Annotated in this window: 18 protein-coding genes, 1 tRNA gene and 2 pseudogenes; 8 read left to right on the top strand and 13 right to left on the bottom strand. The window is 59.8% G+C overall.

Annotated elements, in window-relative coordinates:
* Window positions 1-1,165 precede the first annotated feature (1,165 nt).
* The 3 genes from QF043_RS25160 to QF043_RS25150 form a co-directional block, all read right to left on the bottom strand.
* Window positions 1,166-2,560 (bottom strand): heavy metal sensor histidine kinase, encoded by a 1,395-nt coding sequence (locus tag QF043_RS25160; RefSeq protein WP_307420577.1) that lies wholly within the window; start codon window positions 2,558-2,560, stop codon window positions 1,166-1,168.
* Window positions 2,557-3,231 carry a heavy metal response regulator transcription factor gene (locus QF043_RS25155; RefSeq protein WP_017137677.1) on the bottom strand — a complete coding sequence of 225 codons (675 nt, stop codon included), beginning with the start codon at window positions 3,229-3,231 and terminating at the stop codon, window positions 2,557-2,559. Before QF043_RS25155 ends, QF043_RS25160 begins: the two co-directional genes overlap by 4 nt.
* Before the next feature lie 342 nt (window positions 3,232-3,573).
* Window positions 3,574-4,893 (bottom strand): OprD family porin, encoded by a 1,320-nt coding sequence (locus QF043_RS25150; protein WP_307420575.1) that lies wholly within the window; start codon window positions 4,891-4,893, stop codon window positions 3,574-3,576.
* A 226-nt stretch (window positions 4,894-5,119) separates the two neighbouring features.
* Between QF043_RS25150 and QF043_RS25145 the strand changes: the two genes are divergently transcribed.
* The 4 genes and pseudogenes from QF043_RS25145 to QF043_RS25135 all read left to right on the top strand — a co-directional run bounded on the left by QF043_RS25145 (window position 5,120) and on the right by QF043_RS25135 (window position 7,509).
* Complete coding sequence (locus tag QF043_RS25145) at window positions 5,120-5,452, top strand: DUF2790 domain-containing protein (protein ID WP_307420574.1); 333 nt, start codon at window positions 5,120-5,122, stop codon at window positions 5,450-5,452.
* Window positions 5,452-6,333, top strand: a pseudogene (locus QF043_RS30905) (PAS domain-containing protein); the annotation flags it as partial. The gene QF043_RS25145 and the pseudogene QF043_RS30905, both read left to right, overlap by 1 nt.
* 108 nt (window positions 6,334-6,441) lie before the next feature.
* The gene (locus tag QF043_RS30900; protein WP_370589429.1) at window positions 6,442-6,873 is read left to right on the top strand and encodes a methyl-accepting chemotaxis protein; all 432 of its coding nucleotides are present in this window, start codon (window positions 6,442-6,444) and stop codon (window positions 6,871-6,873) included.
* A gap of 60 nt (window positions 6,874-6,933) precedes the next feature.
* The gene (locus QF043_RS25135; protein ID WP_307420570.1) at window positions 6,934-7,509 is read left to right on the top strand and encodes a flavin reductase family protein; all 576 of its coding nucleotides are present in this window, start codon (window positions 6,934-6,936) and stop codon (window positions 7,507-7,509) included.
* Window positions 7,510-7,695: 186 nt separating this feature from the next.
* Here the strand turns inward: QF043_RS25135 and QF043_RS25130 are convergent, their stop codons facing one another.
* Window positions 7,696-8,505, bottom strand: a complete 810-nt coding sequence (locus QF043_RS25130) for an AraC family transcriptional regulator (RefSeq protein ID WP_065929696.1) — start codon at window positions 8,503-8,505, stop codon at window positions 7,696-7,698.
* Window positions 8,506-8,642: 137 nt separating this feature from the next.
* On the opposite strand from QF043_RS25130, the gene QF043_RS25125 reads away from it, so the two are divergent.
* The gene (locus QF043_RS25125) at window positions 8,643-9,281 is read left to right on the top strand and encodes a LysE family translocator (RefSeq protein ID WP_236369211.1); all 639 of its coding nucleotides are present in this window, start codon (window positions 8,643-8,645) and stop codon (window positions 9,279-9,281) included.
* 44 nt (window positions 9,282-9,325) lie between these two features.
* Window positions 9,326-10,420 (top strand): D-alanine--D-alanine ligase, encoded by a 1,095-nt coding sequence (ddlA, locus tag QF043_RS25120; RefSeq protein WP_307420569.1) that lies wholly within the window; start codon window positions 9,326-9,328, stop codon window positions 10,418-10,420.
* Between the two features lie 27 nt (window positions 10,421-10,447).
* Here the strand turns inward: ddlA and QF043_RS25115 are convergent, their stop codons facing one another.
* The 9 genes from QF043_RS25115 to QF043_RS25075 form a co-directional block, all read right to left on the bottom strand.
* Window positions 10,448-10,762, bottom strand: a complete 315-nt coding sequence (locus QF043_RS25115; protein ID WP_307420568.1) for a DNA-binding transcriptional regulator — start codon at window positions 10,760-10,762, stop codon at window positions 10,448-10,450.
* The gene (locus QF043_RS25110) at window positions 10,749-10,991 is read right to left on the bottom strand and encodes a hypothetical protein (protein ID WP_307420567.1); all 243 of its coding nucleotides are present in this window, start codon (window positions 10,989-10,991) and stop codon (window positions 10,749-10,751) included. Before QF043_RS25110 ends, QF043_RS25115 begins: the two co-directional genes overlap by 14 nt.
* Before the next feature lie 242 nt (window positions 10,992-11,233).
* Window positions 11,234-11,959: a polyphenol oxidase family protein gene (locus QF043_RS25105; RefSeq protein ID WP_307420566.1), complete on the bottom strand. Its 726-nt coding sequence runs from the start codon at window positions 11,957-11,959 to the stop codon at window positions 11,234-11,236.
* A 25-nt stretch (window positions 11,960-11,984) separates the two neighbouring features.
* Window positions 11,985-13,814, bottom strand: a complete 1,830-nt coding sequence (ggt, locus tag QF043_RS25100; RefSeq protein ID WP_307420565.1) for a gamma-glutamyltransferase — start codon at window positions 13,812-13,814, stop codon at window positions 11,985-11,987.
* A 35-nt stretch (window positions 13,815-13,849) separates the two neighbouring features.
* On the bottom strand, window positions 13,850-14,629 hold the full coding sequence (locus QF043_RS25095; protein WP_307420564.1) for a PhzF family phenazine biosynthesis protein: 780 nt from the start codon (window positions 14,627-14,629) through the stop codon (window positions 13,850-13,852).
* A gap of 96 nt (window positions 14,630-14,725) precedes the next feature.
* On the bottom strand, window positions 14,726-15,559 hold the full coding sequence (locus QF043_RS25090; RefSeq protein WP_307420563.1) for an EamA family transporter: 834 nt from the start codon (window positions 15,557-15,559) through the stop codon (window positions 14,726-14,728).
* Window positions 15,556-16,122 carry a ribosomal protein S5-alanine N-acetyltransferase gene (gene rimJ / locus QF043_RS25085; RefSeq protein ID WP_307420562.1) on the bottom strand — a complete coding sequence of 189 codons (567 nt, stop codon included), beginning with the start codon at window positions 16,120-16,122 and terminating at the stop codon, window positions 15,556-15,558. The genes QF043_RS25090 and rimJ overlap by 4 nt, the downstream gene beginning before the upstream one ends.
* A 96-nt stretch (window positions 16,123-16,218) precedes the next feature.
* Window positions 16,219-16,295 (bottom strand) — tRNA-Met (locus tag QF043_RS25080).
* Window positions 16,296-16,714: 419 nt separating this feature from the next.
* On the bottom strand, window positions 16,715-17,266 hold the full coding sequence (locus tag QF043_RS25075) for an RNA polymerase sigma factor (protein WP_307420561.1): 552 nt from the start codon (window positions 17,264-17,266) through the stop codon (window positions 16,715-16,717).
* A 263-nt stretch (window positions 17,267-17,529) separates the two neighbouring features.
* Between QF043_RS25075 and QF043_RS25065 the strand changes: the two are divergent.
* Window positions 17,530-18,628, top strand: a pseudogene (locus tag QF043_RS25065) (TyeA family type III secretion system gatekeeper subunit).
* Window positions 18,625-20,718, top strand: a complete 2,094-nt coding sequence (gene sctV / locus QF043_RS25060) for a type III secretion system export apparatus subunit SctV (RefSeq protein WP_307420558.1) — start codon at window positions 18,625-18,627, stop codon at window positions 20,716-20,718. Before QF043_RS25065 ends, sctV begins: the two are co-directional and overlap by 4 nt.
* Window positions 20,719-20,720 lie beyond the last annotated feature (2 nt).

Genomic DNA, 20,720 nt, shown 5'->3' with positions numbered 1-20,720 from the left:
CTCCCACAGGGAATCGGCTGTGTTGGTTAGATCTCCGTTCGCAGGGCCATCGCGGCGTGCGCAAATCCCATCAGCGAAACAATTCAAATGTGGGAGCTGTCGAGCCCCAGCGAGGCTGCGAAGGCGGCGGCACTGGCGATACACAAGTTGCCTGACCCACCGCTTTCGCAGCCTCGCTAAAGCTCGACAGCTCCCACAGGGAATCGGCTGTGTTGGTTAGATCTCCGTTCGCAGGGCTATGCGCCATACACAAATCCCCCCAGCAACATAGATCCAATGTGGGAGCTGTCGAGCCCCAGCGAGGCTGCGAAGGCGGCGGCACTGGCGATACATAAGTTGCCTGACCCACCGCTTTCGCAGCCTCGCTAAAGCTCGACAGCTCCCACAGGGAATTGGCTGTGTTGGTTAGATCTCAGTTCGCAGGGCCATCGCGCCATACACAAATCCCCCCAGCAACATAGATCCAATGTGGGAGCTGTCGAGTCCCAGCGAGGCTGCGAAGGCGGCGGCACTGGCGATACATAAGTTGCCTGACCCACCGCTTTCGCAGCCTCGCTAAAGCTCGACAGCTCCCACAGGGAATTGGCTGTGTTGGTTAGATCTCAATTCACAGGGCCATCGCGCCAGACACAACCCCCCCCAGCAACAAAGATCCAATGTGGGAGCTGTCGAGCCCCAGCGAGGCTGCGAATGCGGCGGCACTGGCGATACATAAGCTGCCTGACCCACTGCTTTCGCAGCCTCGCTAAAGCTCGACAGCTCCCACAGGGGATCGGCTGTGTTGGTTAGATCTCAATTCACAGGGCCATCGCGCCAGACACAATCCCGCCAGCAACAAAGATCCAATGTGGGAGCTGTCGAGCCCCGGCGAGGCTGCGAAGGCGGCGGCACAGGCGAAACATAAGCTGCCTGACCCACCGCTTTCGCAGCCTCGCTAAAGCTCGACAGCTCCCACAGGGAATTGGCTGTGTTGGTTAGATCTCAGTCCGCAGGGCCATCGCGGCGGGCGCAAATCCCACCAGCGAAGCTATTCAAATGTGGGAGCTGTCGAGCCCCAGCGAGGCTGCGAAGGCGGCGGCACAGGCGAAATATAAGTTGCCTGCCCCACCGCTTTCGCAGCCTCGCCAATGCTCGACAGCTCCCACATCGTTGAAGTGCCCATTCCCTATTCAGGCAGTACCCGAGGAAACACCAGGCGAAACAAGGTAAAGCCGCCGGGCAGGCTGCGTACGTCAGCCTGCCCCTGGTGCAGGGCCATGATTGATTGCACGATGGCCAGGCCCAACCCGGTGCCGCCTTCGGTGCGGGCGCGGCTGCTGTCGACGCGGTAGAAACGTTCGAACAGGTGCGGCAGGTGCTGCGCCTCGATCCCGGGGCCGGGGTTGCTGACCGACAGCGCAACCTGATTGCCATAGGCCTCCACCAGCAGCGAAATATGCGAGGCCGCCGGGCTGTGGCGAATGGCATTGGACAGCAGGTTGGACAGCGCACGTTGAATCATCAGGCGGTCGCCCTGCACCTGGGCATTGCCGCTGAGGGTCAAGGTCAGTTGTTTGTCTTCGGCACTTAAGGCAAACAAATCCATCACGCGATGGGCTTCGTCCGCCAGCGACACTTGGGTAAATGAGCCCCGCGCGGCCGGATGGCTGACCTGGGCCAGGAACAGCATGTCGGAGACGATGCGCGCCAGGCGTTCGAGCTCTTCGGTGTTGGATTCCAGCACCGCTTTGTATTCCTCCGGTGGCCGCTGGCGGGACAGCGTCACCTGGGCCTTGCCCATCAGGTTGGTCAATGGCGCACGCATTTCGTGGGCAAGGTCATCGGAGAATTGCGACAGCTGTTGCACCCCCGCGTCCAGACGGTCGAGCATCACGTTAAAGCCATGGGCCAATTCGCCCAGCTCATGGGGCAGGTTATCGATGGATAAACGGTGGGTCAGGTCCTGGGTGGTGACCTTGGCCGCCACATGGCTGAACTGCTTCAGCGGCGCGAGCCCGCGTTGCACCAGCCACCAGGCGCCCATGCCGATCAGGATCAGCAGCATCGGCAAGGCAATCAAGGTGGCGCGCAGGTAGGCACTGAGCAACGCCTGATCGTCCATGCGATCCAGCGACAGCAGCACGCGCACCCGTTCGCCATTGGCCAGGCGCATCAGGCTGGAGGCGCTGAGCACTCGGTTGTCATTGCTGTCGGCCCAATTGAGGTAGCCGAGGGTTTCCCTGGGGGCGAAGTCCGTCAGCAAAGGCTCTTGGGGCTTGGCGCCAATGCTCAGCAGTACGCTTTCATCCGGCGCGGTGCCGACGATGGTCAGGTAGAAATTGTCGTGGCCGATCACCAGGTCCATCAATGAGTGCGGGCGGGCGCGGATGCGGTTGGCGTCCAGGCCTTGGGCCAGGCTGTGCTGGATCTGCTCCATCTTGCTTTCCAGGTTCTTGCGCGCCAGCTTTTCCAGCTCGTGGGTCAGCGCCACGTACGCCAGGGTCGCCAGCAACAGCACCAGGCCGGCGCCCATCAGGCTGACGGTCAAGCCGAGGCGCATCGACAAACTGCCGGCTTTCATCCGCGCGCCTCCAGCACATAGCCCACGCCGCGAATGGTGTGGATCAGCTTCACTTCGCTCTGGTCATCGACCTTGGCCCGCAAGCGGCTGATGGAGACTTCCACCACATTGGTGTCGCAGTCGAAATTCATGTCCCACACCAGCGAAATAATCTGCGTGCGGGTCAGTACTTCGCCGGTCTGGCGCATCAGCACCTGCAGCAGCGCAAACTCCTTGGTGGTCAGGTCGATACGCCGAGTGCCGCGATAGGCGCGATGGCGACGCGGGTCCAGCTCCAGGTCCAATACGCGGAACACGTCCGGCTGCGGGATATGCTCACTGCGCCGCAACAGGGTACGCACCCGCGCCAGCAACTCGGGAAACTCGAAGGGTTTGACCAGGTAATCATCAGCGCCCATGTCCAGGCCCTTGATCTTGTCGGCCAGGCGGCCACGGGCAGTCAGCATCATCACCCGTTGCGTGCCATTGCGGCGAAGCTGCTCCAGCACCTCCCAGCCATCCTTGCCCGGCAGGTTGACGTCGAGGATAACCAGCTCATAGGCGTGCTGCCCGGCCAGGTGCAGGCCGTCGATGCCATTGGACGCGCAGTCCACCACATAACCGCTTTCATTGAGGCCCTGTTGCAGGTAGTCGGCGGTTTTTTGCTCGTCCTCAACCACAAGGATACGCATGGGAATTTACCTTTTACTGAGGGAGAAGGGCTCCATTTCCTTATGGAATCAGGTGTTTTGTGAGTAGGAAAAGTCTGAACTGTGAAGTAGCTTCAGGGTCAACTGCGACCATTGGTCGCTGCTAAACCTGCCCGCAAAAAAAAACGCCCCGAGGGGCGTTAAAAATTCATCTCTTTCCAAAGGAGCTACAAAAAAGCTTCTAGAGACGAATGTTGCTCGGTGCAAATAAGTTGATGCGAGTATAGGAACTTCAACTTAACGGGAAGCTGAGCTCAATATTACAGTTTTGATAACCGGCTATTTGTGAACAGATGTTAGTTAACGGCAAGCGAATGTAAGGGCTCACAGTGCAACCAGTGGGTACTCGGCAATCAAGCGAACTTCCTCCAGGTCTGACTCGAACGCACTGGAGCGCACCGTGGCCTGGCGTAAACGCAAGGACAAATCCTTGAGGCTGCCACTTTGCACCACGTATTTGGCCTCGATATCCCGTTCCCATCGGCGTTGATCGGTCAGCGGGTTACCGGCTGCGTCGCGGCGCATGTACACCGCGTTGGCGTTGCTGTAGTCGGCGCCGGTGCCTTTGGCGTAGCGGGTCATGAATGACAGGCCGGGAATACCGAAGGCCTGCATGTCGAGGTCGTAGCGCGCCATCCACGAGCGCTCCTTGGGCGAGTTGAAGTCGCTGTACTGGATCGAGTTGTTGAGGAAGATCGAGTCCGACTGGCGCAGGTAGTCGAAGTCGTCATTGCCATTGTTGCGCTGGTGCGAGAGGGCCAGGCTGTGGGCGCCAACCTTGATCCCGAGCCTGGCGCTCCAGATGTTGTTGTTGAATTCGCCCAGCAGCTTTTTGCCTTCGTCCACGGCCTTGTAATAGTTGACGTCGCCGAACAAGGACACGTCGTCGCTCAGCGGGTAACTGGCGTTGGTGCCGACGTAGTACTGGTCCCAGGCGTCCTTCAGGCGGCTGCTGTACGCACTGACACTGAGGTGTTTGTTCACCGCGTAGTCGCCGCCGAAATAGCCGATCCAGGGTGAGTCGACCTTGCCTGCATAGAAGGTCGCAAAGCCTTTGTTCATGCCGCTTTCGCTGGGCTGGCTCATGCCGCTCAGGCGCCCGCCTTGCAGGCTCAAGCCCTCAAGGCTGGTGTTCTGCGCGGTGACGCCGCGAAAGCTTTCCGGCAACAGGCGCGAATCGCCAGCGGCCACCACCGGCGTCGCGGGGAACACATCGCCAGCCTTTATCACCGTGTCCAGTACCCGCAGTTTCGCCGCGCCGCCGAATTTGCTGTAGCTGCTTTCGGGGTGGTTGTCGCTGTCTACCGGCAACACCCCGAACGAACCCTTGCCGCCGCTGCGACCGGTGCCCGAGTCGAGCTTGAGGCCGTACATGACAAACGCATCCAGGCCGAAGCCTACGGTGCCTTGGGTAAACCCCGATTCGAATTTGCCGATCAAGCCTTGCGCCAGGGCTTCGGAGTAGCCGTTGCCGGTAGGGCTGGACTGGCCCTTGCGGTCGTCGCGGTTGAAGTAAAACGTGCGCGCCAGCACGTTCACGCGGCTGCCTTCGATAAAACCTTCGGGCTTGTCCTCAACGGCTACGGCCGCCAGAGGCAGCGCGGCCAGTAAGGAAAAGGGAAGGATGTAGTAAGGAATGTGCATGTTTCGCTCCTGGGTAGTGGCAGTTTTCAGCTTCTTATAGAGTCGGGCGTTCTTATTGATCTGGCCCGGGCCGATAGTTGCAAACCGCGGATAACGAACTCATGGCGTGAACATTACAATTCTGGAAACTTACGGCCACCTAACAAATAAGTAATGTTTTGGTGAACATTGCGTCAGGGTTGGTTGATTAATCTCGTCACTGAACTTTTCAGACGAGGAACTAATGATGAATGCTTATAAAGTTGCCCTGGGTGTCTTGGTCGCTGCCCTGTCTTTTGGCGCGTTGGCCGAAGGCGGCGGGGACCGCACTTTTGCCCTGATGATGGAGCGCAATGAAAAAGCCATGGCCGCTTACGCCGAAAAGAAGGGCAAACCCGCGCCCGAGGTGCAGACCTATCGCTATGGCATGGAGCTGGACATTGAGAAGGTGGTCAACGTGACGCCGCCGATCCGCGCCTGCGAGGCGGTGCCGTCGCGCATGACCTATGAAGACTCCACCGGTAAGCTCAATACCCTGGAGTATCAAGTGATGGGCGTCTGTCGAAACAACGGCGGTTAATGGATCCAAAAAACAGTTGGGTGCGGCGAAAAAAAGCGCTTCAGAAAACCCCGGCAGCGCCGATGCAGGTCAGATCCACCTCACCCAATGCCCACCGGTGCCCCATGTTCAATACCCGCCTGAAGCAAGAGCTGTCTGCTCTTCGCGAAGAATTGTCGAGCTTGCAGCAGGTCAAGGAGAGCCTGGAAAGTGAAATGCTGTGCCTGACGCTGGACGCCGACGGCCGGGTGGAGTGGGCCAATGCCAACTTCCTGCAAGAACTGGTTTACCAGGCCAGCAACATTGTGGGGCGTCACATTGATGAGCTGGTGCCGCCGCATGTGCGCCAGGACGAATTCCAGCTGCGCTTTAAAAATGCCCTGGTGCGCGGCGAACACTTCGCCGGCGCCGTGCGCCTGATACGTGGCAACGGCAAGGAAGCGTGGCTGCGCTCGATCGTGCAGCCGGTGCGCAACTCGGCGGGGCGCATCAAACATTTTTCGATTTACTCAAGCGACCTCACCCGCACCATCGAGGCGTCGCGCGAGCACGAAAACCTGATCACTGCGCTGGTGCGTTCCACGGCGGTGATCGAATTCGACCTCGACGGGCATGTACTCACCGCCAATGATCGCTTTCTCGGTGGCATGGGCTACAGCCTGGCGCAGATCCAGGGCAAGCATCACCGAATGTTCTGCGAACCGCAGGAGTACAACAGCGCCGAATACCAACAGTTCTGGAAGCGCCTGAACGCCGGTGAGTTTGTTGCCGCACGTTTCAAGCGGATCGATAGCCACGGCCGCACGGTTTGGCTGGAAGCCACGTACAACCCGGTGCTGGACGCCAATGACCGGCTGTACAAAGTGGTCAAGTTCGCCACGGTGATTACCGATCAGGTAAATCGGGAACAAGCCGTGGCCGAAGCTGCCAGCATCGCCTACAGCACCTCGCTGCAAACCGACAACAGCGCCCAGCGCGGCACCACTGTAGTGACCCAGGCGGTGGATGTGATGCGTGATCTGGCCAAGCACATGCAGCAGGCCGGTGACGGCATCGAGGCGTTGAATGCGCAATCCCAAGTGATCGGCACTATCGTCAAGACCATCAGCGGCATCGCCGAACAGACCAACCTGCTGGCGCTCAACGCAGCCATTGAAGCGGCGCGTGCCGGTGAGCAGGGCCGTGGTTTTGCGGTGGTGGCCGATGAGGTGCGTCAGTTGGCCTCGCGTACCAGCAAAGCCACCGAAGAGATTGTCGGCGTGGTGCGCCAGAACCAGGACATGGCCCGCGATGCGGTGACCTTGATGAACGACGGCCGCCTGCAGGCCGAGCAAGGCCTGGCCCTGGCGGCCGAGGCGGGCACGGTGATCGTGGAGATCCAGGACGGCGCGCAAAAAGTCGTCAGCGCGGTGGGGCAGTTCGCCAATCAGCTGTCGAGCTGACCCGTAGGGCTTGTGCTTGAGGTATCGTAGGTTTTTTCTTGCTTGAAGAGCCGACCCTCCATGAGCCCGACCCACCGTCGCCCCGTTCCGCTGTCCAAGGCCTACCGCTTGCTCAACCATGGGCCGACCGTGCTGGTGAGTGCCGCCCACGACGGCAAACGCAATATCATGGCTGCCGCCTGGGCCATGCCGCTGGATTTTGAACCGCCCAAAGTCGCCGTGGTATTGGACAAGTCCACCTGGACCCGGCAACTGCTGGAAGGCGCCGGCACCTTCGTGTTGCAAGTGCCCTGTGTGGCGCAGGCCGATCTGGTGCAGACGGTCGGTAATACCAGCGGCTCCGAGACCGACAAGTTCGCCGCCTACGGCCTGCACACCTTCAGTGGCGAACACACCCAGGCACCGCTGCTGGAAGGCTGCGTAGCCTGGCTGGAATGCCGCTTGTTGCCCGAGCCACATAACCAGCAGACCTACGACCTGTTCCTCGGCGAAGTGGTCGCCGCCTATGCCGACGCGCGCGTGTTCAGCGACGGGCATTGGCACTTCGAAGGGCATGACGAATTGCGCACCTTGCACCATATCGCCGGCGGGAATTTCCTCAGCATCGGCGCGCCGGTTGTCGGGCGCCAGTTGTAAGCCTTGCCAACAGGTCTACGGCTACAGCGTGCTGCAGGCCGGGTGAGTGTTTTTGCCGGCGACCCCGCATTGTGGGAGCTGGCTTGCCTGCGATAGCGTGTGTCAGGCACCCAATATATTGACGGATGCACCGCCATCGCAGGCAAGCCAGCTCCCACAGGTTTAATCGCATTTCCGGTGGGGCAATCAGCGCCCGAGCATCTTCACCCACCGCGACGGCGGCATGCCGTAGGTGCTGCGAAATTGCCGGGTCATATGGCTCTGGTCGGTGAATCCCGCCGTCAGGGCCGCGTCCACCAGCGATTGGCCTTGGGCCAGCAAGCTGCGCACCAAATCCAGCCGCCGCATGGTCAGGTAGCGGTAGGGGCTGGTGCCGAACAACAAACGAAAGTCTCGCGACAGCGCCCAGCGATCGCGACCGCAGTGGTCGGCCATTTCATCCAGGGTAATGCTGCGGCCCAGGGCGCTGTGGATAAACTCACGGGCGCGCTCGGCGGCCACATAATCGAAGGATTTGCGGCTGATGATTGCGCCGGATGCCGCGTTCAGCGCGTGTGCCAGGTCGAACAGGGCGTCCTGTTCCTGCATCGGGTCGATCGGGCAGTCCAGGCTTTGCAGCAACACTTCGCTGGCGCGAAACAGGCGCGGGTCAGTCGACAAACCGTTGTGTATAAACGGCAATGGCCGACCACCGAGAATCTGTTGGATCAGCGCCGGCTCCACATAAATCATGCGGTACTTGAAACCCTCCACACTGCTGGCGCGGCCATCATGGGATTCATCGGGGTGAATCACCATGGTCCGGCCCGGCAGGCTGTGGGTCATGCAACCGCGGTAGTGATAGCTCTGCACGCCAAACAAGGTGCGCCCGATGGCGTAGGTGTCGTGGCGATGCGGGTCGAACGCAAAACCGGCAAAATACGCCTCGATACGGTCCAGGCCGCTGGCGTGCGGGGCGCGGTGCAGCCAGTCGAGGGTGGAAGTGGGTTGGCCCATGATGACTTGTCACATGTAGAGGTGGAAACACGTTAACCGAGTCTGCAGCGGTTGTCTGCCGGGGTCTTGTACGATTGTGCAAGCGTGAGCCGAGGCCTATGATCCAGGTTCGTGTACTGCGCTGACGGAGCTGCCCCATGGATTTTTTCAACCCCGCCTATGTGGCCCCGTTGGTCTCGCTGGCACTGCTGTGGACGGTTGCTGTGGTGACGCCTGGGCCAAACTTTTTCAACACCGCGCAGTTGGCTGCCAGCTGCTCCAGGCGCCATGGCGTTGTGGCCTCGGCGGGCGTGGCCAGCGGCACGATCATTTGGGGCTTGGCGGGCGGCCTGGGCATCAAGTCGCTGTTTACTGCTGCGCCGATGCTCTACCTGGCGTTCAAGATCATCGGCGGTTGTTACCTGATCTACCTCGGGCTCAAATTGTTCAAACGCTCGGCTCCGGCTGCGGGCCAGACGGTTCTGCCCGACGCACCACGCCGCTCATTGTTCTCTGCCTGGCGGTTCGGGTTACTGGGTAACTTGTCCAACCCCAAGGCTGCGCTGTTCGTCGCCACGGCCTTTGCCTCGACCATGCCGCCATCACCTTCGCCAGCACTGCTCACCCTGGCAGTCATCACCATGGCCACCTTGTCGTTCAGTTGGTATTCCAGCGTTGCCCTGGTGTTTTCCAGCGAGCGCATGGCCAACCTTTACGCGCGCTCACGCAAATGGCTCGACCGCTTTGCCGGTGGTTGCTACCTGCTGTTCGGCGCACATCTGGTAGCGAATCGCTGACCGCTCATGGTAAGAAGCCTTACTTTCAATAGTGAGGCCGGGTCATGAGCAAGGTGCGGGTAGGTATTATTTTTGGTGGCCGTTCGGCCGAGCATGAAGTCTCGTTGCAGTCGGCGCGCAATATCGTCGATGCGCTGGACCGTTCGCGCTTTGAACCCATCTTGATCGGCATCGACAAGGCCGGCCACTGGCACCTCAACGACACGTCGAACTTTCTGATCAACCAGGAAAACCCGGCGCTTATCGCTCTAAACCAATCCAACCGTGAGCTGGCAGTCGTACCGGGCAAGGCCAATCAGCAAGTGGTGGAAACCTCCGGGCAAGGCCTGCTGGAACACATCGACGTGATCTTCCCCATCGTCCACGGCACCCTCGGCGAAGACGGCTGCCTGCAAGGCTTGCTGCGTATGGCCGACCTGCCTTTCGTCGGCTCCGACGTGCTGGGTTCGGCGGTCTGCATGGACAAAGACATCAGCAAGCGTCTGCTGCGCGATGCCGGGATTGCCGTCACACCGTTTATCACCCTGACCCGCCGCAATGCGGCGCGTACTTCGTTTGAAGCGGCTATGAACAAGCTCGGTTTGCCGATGTTCGTCAAACCCGCCAACCAGGGTTCTTCGGTGGGCGTGAGTAAGGTTGGCAACGAAGCCGAGTACCACGCCGCAGTAGAACTGGCCTTGGGCTTTGATGAAAAAGTGCTGGTGGAATCTGCCGTCCAAGGCCGTGAAATCGAATGTGCCGTGTTGGGCAACGACAACCCCATCGCCAGTGGCTGTGGCGAGATCGTGGTGAGCAACGGCTTCTATTCCTACGACAGCAAATACATCGACGACCAGGCCGCCCAAGTGGTGGTGCCGGCCGATATCAGCGTCGAAGCCAGCGAGCGCATTCGCCGCCTGGCTATCGAAGCGTTTGAGGTTTTGGGCTGCGCGGGTTTGGCGCGGGTTGATGTGTTCCTCACCGATGACGGCGAAGTGCTGATAAACGAGATCAACTCATTGCCGGGCTTCACACGTATCAGCATGTACCCAAAGCTGTGGCAGGCGGCGGGGATGAGTTACAGCGAACTGGTGAGCCGCTTGATCGAGCTGGCGATGGAGCGGCATGCCGGGCGTAAGGGGCTAAAGATCAGCCGATAATTACCCGATAGCGGGCCAGTAACGCCATCAAGCGTTACTGAGCACCTCGCGAAACACGTCTGGTCTTATGGTTGCAATGTGCAACAGCGAGCGCGCCGCGCCAGAGGGGGAGCGGCGGCCTTGTTCCCACTCTTGAAGCGTTCTTACCGAAACCCCCAAAAGCTCGGCAAATTTGGGTTGCGACAGTCCTGTCTTACTCCTTGCCTCTGCTGCTTGGGTAGTTTCAACTTGTTGTATGGCGCCGTGGTGTCCCGCTTTTACATCCTGAATGGCCGCCAGCAACTCTTCGCCAATATTGCGTTTGGCGTCACGTTCCTTCAGTTGTTTTTCAGTGAGTGGCATGGTTCATTTCCTTCGCGATTTTGTACAGGATGTGCGCTGGAATATTCTCGGTAGCGCCTTTTCCGTAAATCAGTAGAGCTACCAGAGCTCCGCAAGCCAGTTGTGTGGTGTAGATGATTCGCACCGATCCACTTTTTCCACGGCCGTCCTGGCTCCAACGAATCTTTCGGCAGCCACCCGAACTAGGCACAACAGCTCCGACTTCAGGATGGCTGGCTAGAAAAGCCATGAAAACGCCTCTTTCCTCTTCGGTCCAATAGTCGGGCCATAGCTTGCTGAAGATCGGAGATTCTATGATCGTTAACACGCGAAATACTACGTCTTTGACGTAGCCTCTGGCAAGAAGGGGCGGGCCAGAAAATCGCAGGAGAGGGGAGTCTGCTCAAGGGGCTTTTTACCGCAAAAAATGACATGGCACTTTGCGTACTACCCCTTGAGCGGGATATGAGAATAGAGGTTGTAGGTTCTCTTTCACCTGCCTGTGCGAGCAATCCACGAATAGATCAACGTCTTCGCTTCTTCAGGGTGATGCGTGCGCCTGCGATAGCTGGCGAAGCTGGCGCAAGTGCAATACGTACACACTTCACTGACTTCGATCTGCTCACGCTTAAATCCTGCCGCTTGCAGCAACATCACGCCGTAGCCGCTCAAATCGAACCAGGCACTTGCGGTTTGCCTGGCATAGGGCGGGGCAATTTCGGGGGGCAGCAATGGTGCCGGTTGTACGAAGTTCCACGGCGCCTGACCGTCACGCCAAAGGTGGCCTTGGTCCGCCTGAAGCTGCGCAATAAAGTCCTCGCTCACTTCATAGCAGCACGGTTTGATCGACGGTCCGATAGCCACCTGCAACTGCTCCACGGCGATGCCTTCGTCGGCAAATTGCTGCACGGCATTGGCGATGATCCCACCCTGCAACCCCTTCCAACCGCCATGCACCGCGGCGACCCTCGCACCGTCTTCAGCCGCGATGAGAATGGGCAGGCAATCGGCCGTGATCACTGCAATCGGCTGATGCTCGCACGTGAACACGCCATCTGCCGCGACGCTGTTGGCCTGCAGGGCCGCCTGCCATTCAATCACCGTGGCACTGTGCACCTGCTTGCAGATGAACACTGCGTCCGGGCGCGCTGGATCATTGATTGTACAAAAACCATGGTCGACGCCGGGGAGGGCGCCGAGATTATCAGCCTGTTGCACGGCACTCTCTCCGTTCGTAGAACATTCAGTCGCCGACCGCTTCGCCTTCGCGCCGAGGGTCGGCGCCGCCGCTCAGGGTAACCTTGCCTTGAGCATCGCGCGTGCGAACAATGGCCTGGATGCCGCTGGTCATATCGATTTCGCTCAACGAGTGGCCCTTGTCGCGCAGCGCCTGTTTCAACGCCGGGCTGAACAGGCCGGTCTCCAACTCGGTCGCGCCATTGCGGCTGCCGAAGTTGGGCAGGCTGATGGCGGCTTGCGGGTCGAGGTTCCAGTCGAGCATCGCCACCAGGGATTTGCTCACGTACTCGATGATTTGCGAACCGCCCGGAGAGCCCACCGTCGCCAGCAGCTCGCCGCTCTGGCGGTCGAACACCAGGGTCGGGGCCATGGCCGAGCGCGGGCGTTTGCCGGGCTCAACGCGATTGGCCACCGGCTGGCCGTTTTCTTGCGGGATAAACGAAAAGTCGGTCATCTGGTTGTTGAGCAAAAAGCCCTGAACCATCACGTGGGAGCCGAACGCCGCCTCCACCGTGGTGGTCATCGACACCGCGCCGCCCTGGTCATCCACCGCCACCACTTGCGAGGTGGAGATGCGCAGCGGCGAGCGGTCCGGCGCGTAGGCCACCTGGATGCCCGCCGGCGTGCCCGGCTTGGCAATGCCCATGCTGCGTTCGCCGATCAGGGTGGCGCGCTGTGCCAGGTAGTTGGGTGCGACAAGGCCCGCGACCGGTACCGGGGTGAAGTCCGAGTCGGCCACATACAGCGCGCGGTCGGCAAAAGCCAGGCGGCCCGCTTCGGCGATCAGGTGCACGGCTTCGGGCGTAGGCTCAAGGCCCGCAGGCGATGCACTCTTCACCGGTTTCATCGGCGCGATGGCCAGGCGCGGGTCTCGGGCCTCCACCGCCTGCAAGGTGCCGAGGATCTGCGCCACGGCTATCCCGCCCGACGAAGGCGGCGGCATGCCGCACACCCGGTATTGCTTGTAATCGGTGCACAGCGGCGTGCGTTCCTTGGCGGTGTAGCCTCGAAGGTCGGCCTGCGAGAGACTGCCCGCATTGCGATTGCCCTGGACCTTGCGCGCGATTTCATCGGCAATCGGCCCTTGGTACAGCGCGTCTGGCCCTTCCTTGGCGATGCGCTTGAACACAGCAGCCAGCGCCGGGTTTTTCAGCAGCGTACCGGTGGCTTTAGGCGAGCCGTCGGCGTTCAGAAAGTAGGCCGCCATTTCCGGCGACTGGGGAATGTAGCGGTCGGCAGCAATCAGCGCGTGCAAGCGTGGGGAAATCGCAAAGCCTTGCTCCGACAGCCGAATCGCCGGTTCAAACAGCTTGGCCCATTGCAGGTGCCCGGTCTTCTGGTGCGCCATCTGCAGTGCGCGTAAAACCCCCGGCGTGCCGACCGAGCGCCCGCCAATCTGCGCGTCGGGAAACGCCATCGGTGTGCCGTCGGCCTTCAGGAACAACCGCTCAGTCGCGCCGGCCGGTGCTGTTTCACGGCCGTCATAGGCGTGCACGTTTTTGCCATCCCACAGCATGATGAACGCGCCACCGCCGATGCCGGAAGACTGCGGCTCCACCAGGGTCAGCACTGCCTGCATCGCAATCGCCGCATCAATCGCCGAACCGCCCTGGCGCAACATCTCGCGCCCGGCTTCAGCCGCCAGCGGGTTGGCGGCGGCGGCCATATGGCGTTCGGCGTGGCGGGTGGTGAGGTCGGTGCGGTAACCCGAGCCCAATTCCGGTGCCGGAGGCTGTTCGTTGACGGGGGTGTGACAGCCGGCCAGCGCGAGCGCTGCTGCAATCATCGACAGTTGACGGCGGGAAATCGAAAACACGCGCTGAACTCCGTTCATTTTGAGAATGATCTGTTGTCCTTGGGTGGTCCTTTTTACAGGTAAATCGTGCCTTGCAGGTAGAGTGCTGCATGGCCTGAAATGATCACGCGGTCACCATTGAGTTCACACCGCAGTTGCCCACGGCGCTTGCCGCCCTGTTCGGCGCTCAACTGCGACTTACCCAGGCGCTCGGCCCAGAACGGTGCCAGCGAGGTGTGGGCCGAGCCGGTGACCGGGTCTTCATTGACACCCACGTTCGGGCCAAACCAACGGGAAATAAAATCAAAGCGTGTGCTTTTGGCTGTCACCGCTATCCCGCGTTTGGGCAGGCCCTTGAGGCGTGCAAAATCTGGCGCGAGTGCCGCGACCTGGGCTTCGTCATCAACGACAACGATATAGTCATCAGTGGCATACACCTCGGCGTGTTCGAGCCCCAGCGCGCTCAACATACCGGCTGGCGGCTCGCAACGCTCGGGCTGTTTGGCCGGGAAGTCCATCGCCAGTTCGTCGCCATTGCGCGTCACGCGAAGCTCACCGCTGCGGGTGGCAAAGCGCAAGACTTCAGGCGCATTCGGCAGCTTGTGGATCAACACCCAGGCGGCAGCCAACGTCGCATGGCCACACAGGTCCACTTCGACTTCGGGGGTGAGCCAGCGCAACTCATAGACCTCGCCACGGGGCACGAAAAAGGCCGTTTCCGAAAGGTTGTTTTCGGCGGCGATGTGGTGCAGTTGCTCGGTGGGCAACCACTCGGTCAGCGGGCACACGGCCGCGGGGTTACCACCGAACACCTGTTGGCTGAACGCGTCGACTTGATAGATGTCCAGTTTCATCGCAGGCACTCCATATTGGGAGGCAGGACACTAGCAGTGGGTTACGTGGAGCGTCAAAGTACAGATCCTCAGTTTTTTTGTGCGCATGTGTCCTGGTCAGCCCAGGCGCAACACCATCGCGCCGGCGGCAATGATGCAGGCGGCAATCATGCGCACGCGTGTGAGCTGTTCTTTGAGCACCCAGGCCGAGATCACCACGCCAAACAGGATCGAGGTTTCGCGCAGGGCCGAGACGGTGGCGATAGGTGCGTGTGTCATCGCCCATAGCGCCAGGCCGTATGACGCCACAGTGCCTGCGCCCCCGACGGCGCCAAGTCGCCAGTGATGGACGACGTAGTGACAGAACGCTGCACGCCGGGCGGCTAAAGCCCACGCGGCAAGCGGGATGCCCGTCAGCAAGAATATCCACAGCGTGTAAGCCGCGGGTGCGCCGGACTTGCGCACCCCAAGGCCATCGACCAGCGTATAGCCAGCTATCACCAGGGCGTTTATCAGCGCCAGCATCAGCCCTTTGTTATGCCCGGCCGAGGGCGCTGCGGCCATACTCAAGATACCCAGGCAGATCACGCCAATGCCAAGCCAGGCAAACGCCGAGAGTGGCTCGTGCAACACCAGCACACTGACCAGCGCCACCAGCAGCGGCGCGGTGCCACGCATGATCGGATAGGTCTGGCTCATGTCGGCAATGCGGTAGGTCGAGGCCACCAGCACGAAATACAGCACCTGCAAAACCACCGATGCGCCGATGAAGGGCCAGCTTTCTCTGGCCGGCAGCGCCAGAAACGGGACGGCCGCCAGCGCAATCAAAGAAGCGGCGGAGGCGATCATGCAGGTGGTCAGCAGCTTGTCGACGCCGCCTTTGACCACCGCATTCCAGGTGGCGTGAAGGGCGGCGCCCAGCATGATGATGGCGAAAACGCTGAGGCTCATGCGTCACCGTTCACGGGGTTGATCAGCGACGTCAATACATGGTCCGCCCACACCCCATTGATCTTCAGGTAAGCCCGCGCGTGCCCCTCACGCTCAAAGCCCAACCGTTTGAGCAGGCGTGCGCTGCGCTCATTTTGCGGCCGGTAATTGGCCATGATGCGGTGCAGTTTCATCTCGGCAAACACATAGGCAATTGCAGCGTTCAGCGCTTCGTGCATCAACCCTTGGCCTTGGGCCGTTTCATCCAGTGCGTAGCCCAAATGGCAGGCCTGGAACGCGCCGCGCACGATGTTGTTGAAGTTGCAGCTGCCGATTATCCGGTGGTCGCGCAGTATCAGCAGATGCAAGGCTTCACCGTTGGCGGTTTTCTCGGCCATGGCTTCGAGGCGCTGGGTAATGGCGCTGAGTTCGAAGAAGCCATCATCGCGAACCGGCTCCCAGGGTTGAAGGTAGGCGCGGTTTTGCACCAGGTGCGCTTGCAAGGCCTGGGCGTGACGCGGGTGGGCGGCGTGCAGCGTCAGCCGTTCGGTGGTGATGCCATGGATGGGGAAGAGGGGGTTCACGTATCGCCTCCTTGTGGTTGGGGGCGAGTATGCCTGAGGGACTTTTCTGCAGGCATAAAAAAACGGCCTACCTTTCGGTAAGCCGTTTTTAGTACTTGGTGGCTACGCAGGGACTTGAACCCCGGACCCCAGCATTATGAATGCTATGCTCTAACCAACTGAGCTACGTAGCCAAGTGGCGCGCATTATTCGCGTAGAACGCATATGCGTCAAGCGTTTATTTTAAAAATTTACCTACGCTTTCAACTGTTTAAACAGAATAAGGCCAAACGGCGACGAGTGGTGTGGCGAATACGGGTATTTCAGCCACGAAGATCCAAGGCGGGGTTTGCTCGCGAAAGCAGGTTGTCAGTTGATGCATGTGTTGACTGGCGCACCGCTTTCGCGTTCAAGCCCGCTCACATATGGGCTTTGTGGTGTTCTGCCGACTGTATTGAATGCGTGATCGCAAGGGTGTGGCGCTGCAGGCCATTTGACGATGATCTCCAAGGTGCCATTTGGCGAGGCTTGTGACCCTGTTACGGCGCACGGTAAAGCGTAATTCGGTTGGGCAGGTATCCCTGCCGCCCAACGCTTGCCCCCCAGGGCCGGCTTACTGTTGCGACGGGTTGTGCGTGACGCGTTTCAAGTGTTCGCGCGCCCGTGAAAGGCGTGAGCGAACGGTACCGATAGGGATGTCCAGCACGTCGGCGGTGTCTTGGTAACTACCATCGGTTTCCAACGAAGCGTAGAGCGTCTTGCGCATTTCCGCCGGTAAGTGATCGATGGCGCTCAAGGTATTTTCCAGTCGGCGGTTGATCTCGAATTCCCAATCAAGATTCTTGTTTTCCTCTTGGCCATGCCACAGCGATTCATCGAATTCGCAATGCACCGGTTTGGCATACAGGCGCCGGAAATGGTTGCGGACCAGGTTTTGCGCAATGCCGCACATCCAGGTACTGAGGGTGGCCTGGCCACTGAACCGCTCTCGGTTGCGCCAAGCCTCCAGGTAGGTCAATTGCAGGATGTCGTCGGCGTCCTCGGGGTTGAGTACGCGTTTATGAATAAAACGCCGGAGTTTTTTCTGCTGGTCGTCCGTCAGTTGGAGCATGAATTGAGGCGAGTCGCCAACGAGCTGCGCTAAAGCTTCAATAGGGATATTCACGATTTTTTCCTCAGGGTAGACGCTATCGAAATAAGTTCGACGGGAACCCCTTTTGCACTGGCTGTGCCAAGTGAAAAAATCGCTTAACTTGCTGATTTGTATATGTAAATATATTGAAATAGTGTGATTTTGCGCAGGTAATTGCAAAACGGCAGGTGGTTTTGTGCGGGTATTTTCAAAGCAAAGAGTGTTTGTGGTTTTGATGGAACTGTATGGCACGGGGTTGCCACATAGAGACACAAACTCCCTGTCCTGGCCTGCCCATGAAAGTCGAATTCAACCCCGATCTGCACAGAATCCAGCGCTTGGAGCCGTCCGTTTCCGAAAAGGTCGCTCCGGCCCGATCGCCGGATGCTGCGCCAGCTTTGGATGCGCTCGCCGGCATTTTCAGCCAGGAAGTCGCCGCTCACAGCACCGCGTTAACCCCGACGCGCCATTAGCGGGCCTGTCACACCTGTCGAGCAACTCGCGCAGCTCTATGATCGACTCGGCCATCCCGCCCAGAAAAGCCTGGCAAAGATGGTCATCGTGGCCAGGCAGTATCTGGAGCGCCAGCAGAGTCTCGAAAAGTTAGTCGAACTTACGGGTGGGGACCCTGCACGTACCTATGTCGTGCTTCGTCAGCTGACGGCGCAAGCCGAAGCGCTCGTGCGCCAGACCCAGGCAGCGTCGACGCGTGACGCGCAAATCAAAAGCGAGGCAGCGCTGGCACGTGCTGCGCTGGCCAAGCTGGAGATTCAGTACAAGAGGGAGATCCAGGCGGGCCTCAATATTGCCCTGGCCCTGCAGTCAGGCAGTGATGATCCTGCGCAATGCCAGGCAATACGTACGCTCTACTATGCCAATGTGGTAGTGCGTCAATCCCTGGCCAGCATGATGCAGGCGCTTTTGAAAGAGTACGGTGGCGAGCAGTTTGAGGTCGGGCTCAATCTCATGCGCCGGGCGCTGGCGGATGATATTGCGGCGTACGTCTCGTCGATTCCTACCGCCAAATTGCGCACGCTTTTGTTGGGGTTACAGAGTTGTGGTCAATTGGGCGGGGTGCTGTCCAATTGCCAAGACCTGGTTCAGCGTCTGAACGTTGAACACGACGCCGTTGACCTGTTGCAGCGTCTATTGGGTTATGCCGGCAATGGCATTGCCCCCTCCGAGGTTCAACTGCTGGCGGATGACTTGGCTGGGGATGCGGCGGCCCGCCAGTTGGCCTCTCTCAATGCGCTCTATCCCTTGATCAAAGGTTTGCCTGCGGCCTTATGGCGCGACTCGCGTGGGCGCGAGGAGGCTTTGCATAACTTCCTGCTCGTGATGGATGAGTTCACGCGCCTGGAGAAGGGCCAGGCTGAGCCGAGGGCGTTGATGTGACGGTGCTGGCGTTTATCAACCACTGGCTGCTCAAGGTCGCACAACGTGCTGAAGTCCTTGGTGCTGTCGTGGTACTGGCCATTGTCTTTATCTTCATCGTGCCGCTGCCGACCTGGCTGGTGGATATCCTCATCGCGCTCAACATCTGTATTGCCTGCTTGCTGATCGTACTGGCGCTTTACCTGCCCGGGCCTTTGGCGTTTTCGTCGTTCCCCTCGATTCTGTTGCTGACCACTATGTTTCGCCTGGCACTGTCGATTGCGACCACGCGCTTGATCCTGCTGGAGCAGGACGCCGGTGACATCGTCGAGGCGTTCGGCAACTTTGTGGTGGGTGGCAACCTGGCCGTAGGGTTGGTGATCTTCATGATCCTCACCCTGGTCAACTTTCTGGTGATCACCAAGGGTTCCGAGCGGGTTGCTGAAGTGGCCGCACGCTTCAGCCTGGACGCGATGCCTGGCAAGCAAATGTCTATCGACAGCGACTTGCGTGCAGGACTGATCGACGGCAATCAGGCGCGGGACAAGCGCGACCAGTTGTCTCGCGAGAGCCAGCTGTTCGGGGCCATGGACGGCGCCATGAAGTTCGTCAAGGGCGATGCCGTTGCAGGTCTGGTGATCGTGCTGATCAACCTGTTGGGCGGCTTTTCCACAGGCATGTTCCAGCATGGCATGACCGCCGGCGAATCCATTGCGCTGTATTCGGTATTGACCATCGGTGACGGTTTGATTGCGCAAATCCCTGCGCTGCTGATCTCGCTGACGGCCGGCATGATCATCACCCGCGCTGCGCCGGATGGGCGCCGGGGCGTCACTAACATGGGCGCGGAAATTGCCCGTCAGATGACCAGCGAACCCAAGAGCTGGATGATTGCATCGGTGGGCATGCTCGCGTTTGCGGCGTTGCCCGGCATGCCGACCCTGGTATTCATTCTTATCTCACTGATGACGGGCTCCCTGGGCTATTACCTTGCTCGCCAGCGTCAACGGCAAGAGGCTCCAGCGGCCGAGGCCACGCAGGCCGTGCGCCCGGAAGAAAACGGTGAAGAGGATTTGCGCGGGTTTGACCCGTCACGCCCCTATCTCCTGCAGTTTTCTCCCGTCTTGCGTGGAACGCCCGAGGTGGTTGATCTGGTTCATGGCCTTCGTCAAACCCGAAATGCGCTGGTTGCGAATATCGGGTTGACGCTGCCGCCGTTCGAAGTCGAACTCGACGACTCGTTGGCGGACGACGAAATGCGCTTCTGCGTACACGAAGTGCCGATGATCAAGGCTTCGGTTGTTACCCAAGTGGCCGTGGAGCGTACAGCCTTGGCGCAGGTACCGGAGCACGCGATACCGGGCCTGGCCGAACGCGATGAGCAGGATTGGGTGTGGTTGGCGCCAGATGATCCTTTGCTTGATGATCCCGCGATTGAGCGTTTCACTTCGACGAACCTGATCGTCGAGCGCATGAAGCAGGCGATGATGCTCTCCGGCCCCCAGTTCCTGGGGATCCAGGAGAGTAAGTCAATTCTCAGCTGGCTTGAACACAACCAGCCGGAACTGGTGCAGGAACTACAGCGAATCATGCCGCTGTCGCGTTTCTCGGCAGTCCTGCAACGCCTGGCTGGCGAAGGCGTACCGCTGCGTGCCGTGAGGTTGATTGTCGAATCGCTGATTGAATACGGCCAGCATGAACGAGAGCCGGACGCTTTGGCGGACTACGCGCGTATTGCGCTTAAATCGCAGATTTTCCACCAGTACAGTGAGGTCGACGGCCTGCATGCGTGGCTGCTGTCTCCACAGACCGAAAACGTGCTGCGCGAATCGCTGCGCCAGACCCAGACCGGGGTGTTCTTCGCCCTTGATAATGACAGCAGCGCGTCACTGATCAACCTGCTCAACCAAGCCTTTGTGACTCGCCCCAAAACCAAGAGCGTGATGCTGGTTGCGCAGGATTTGCGCAGCCCCTTGCGCACTCTTTTGCTCGAAGAGTTCAACCATGTACCTGTGATGTCATTTGCCGAATTGGGAAGCACCTCAAAGGTGAAAGTGTTGGGGCGTTTTGACCTTGGCCAGACCGAGCTGATGCGTGGTACGGCGGCATGAAG

Source organism: Pseudomonas sp. W3I7, from assembly GCF_030816095.1.
GTDB classification, from domain to species: domain Bacteria; phylum Pseudomonadota; class Gammaproteobacteria; order Pseudomonadales; family Pseudomonadaceae; genus Aquipseudomonas; species Aquipseudomonas salomonii.
Note: the sequence above shows the minus strand (reverse complement) of the source record. Positions and strands in the feature narration are given on the sequence as shown.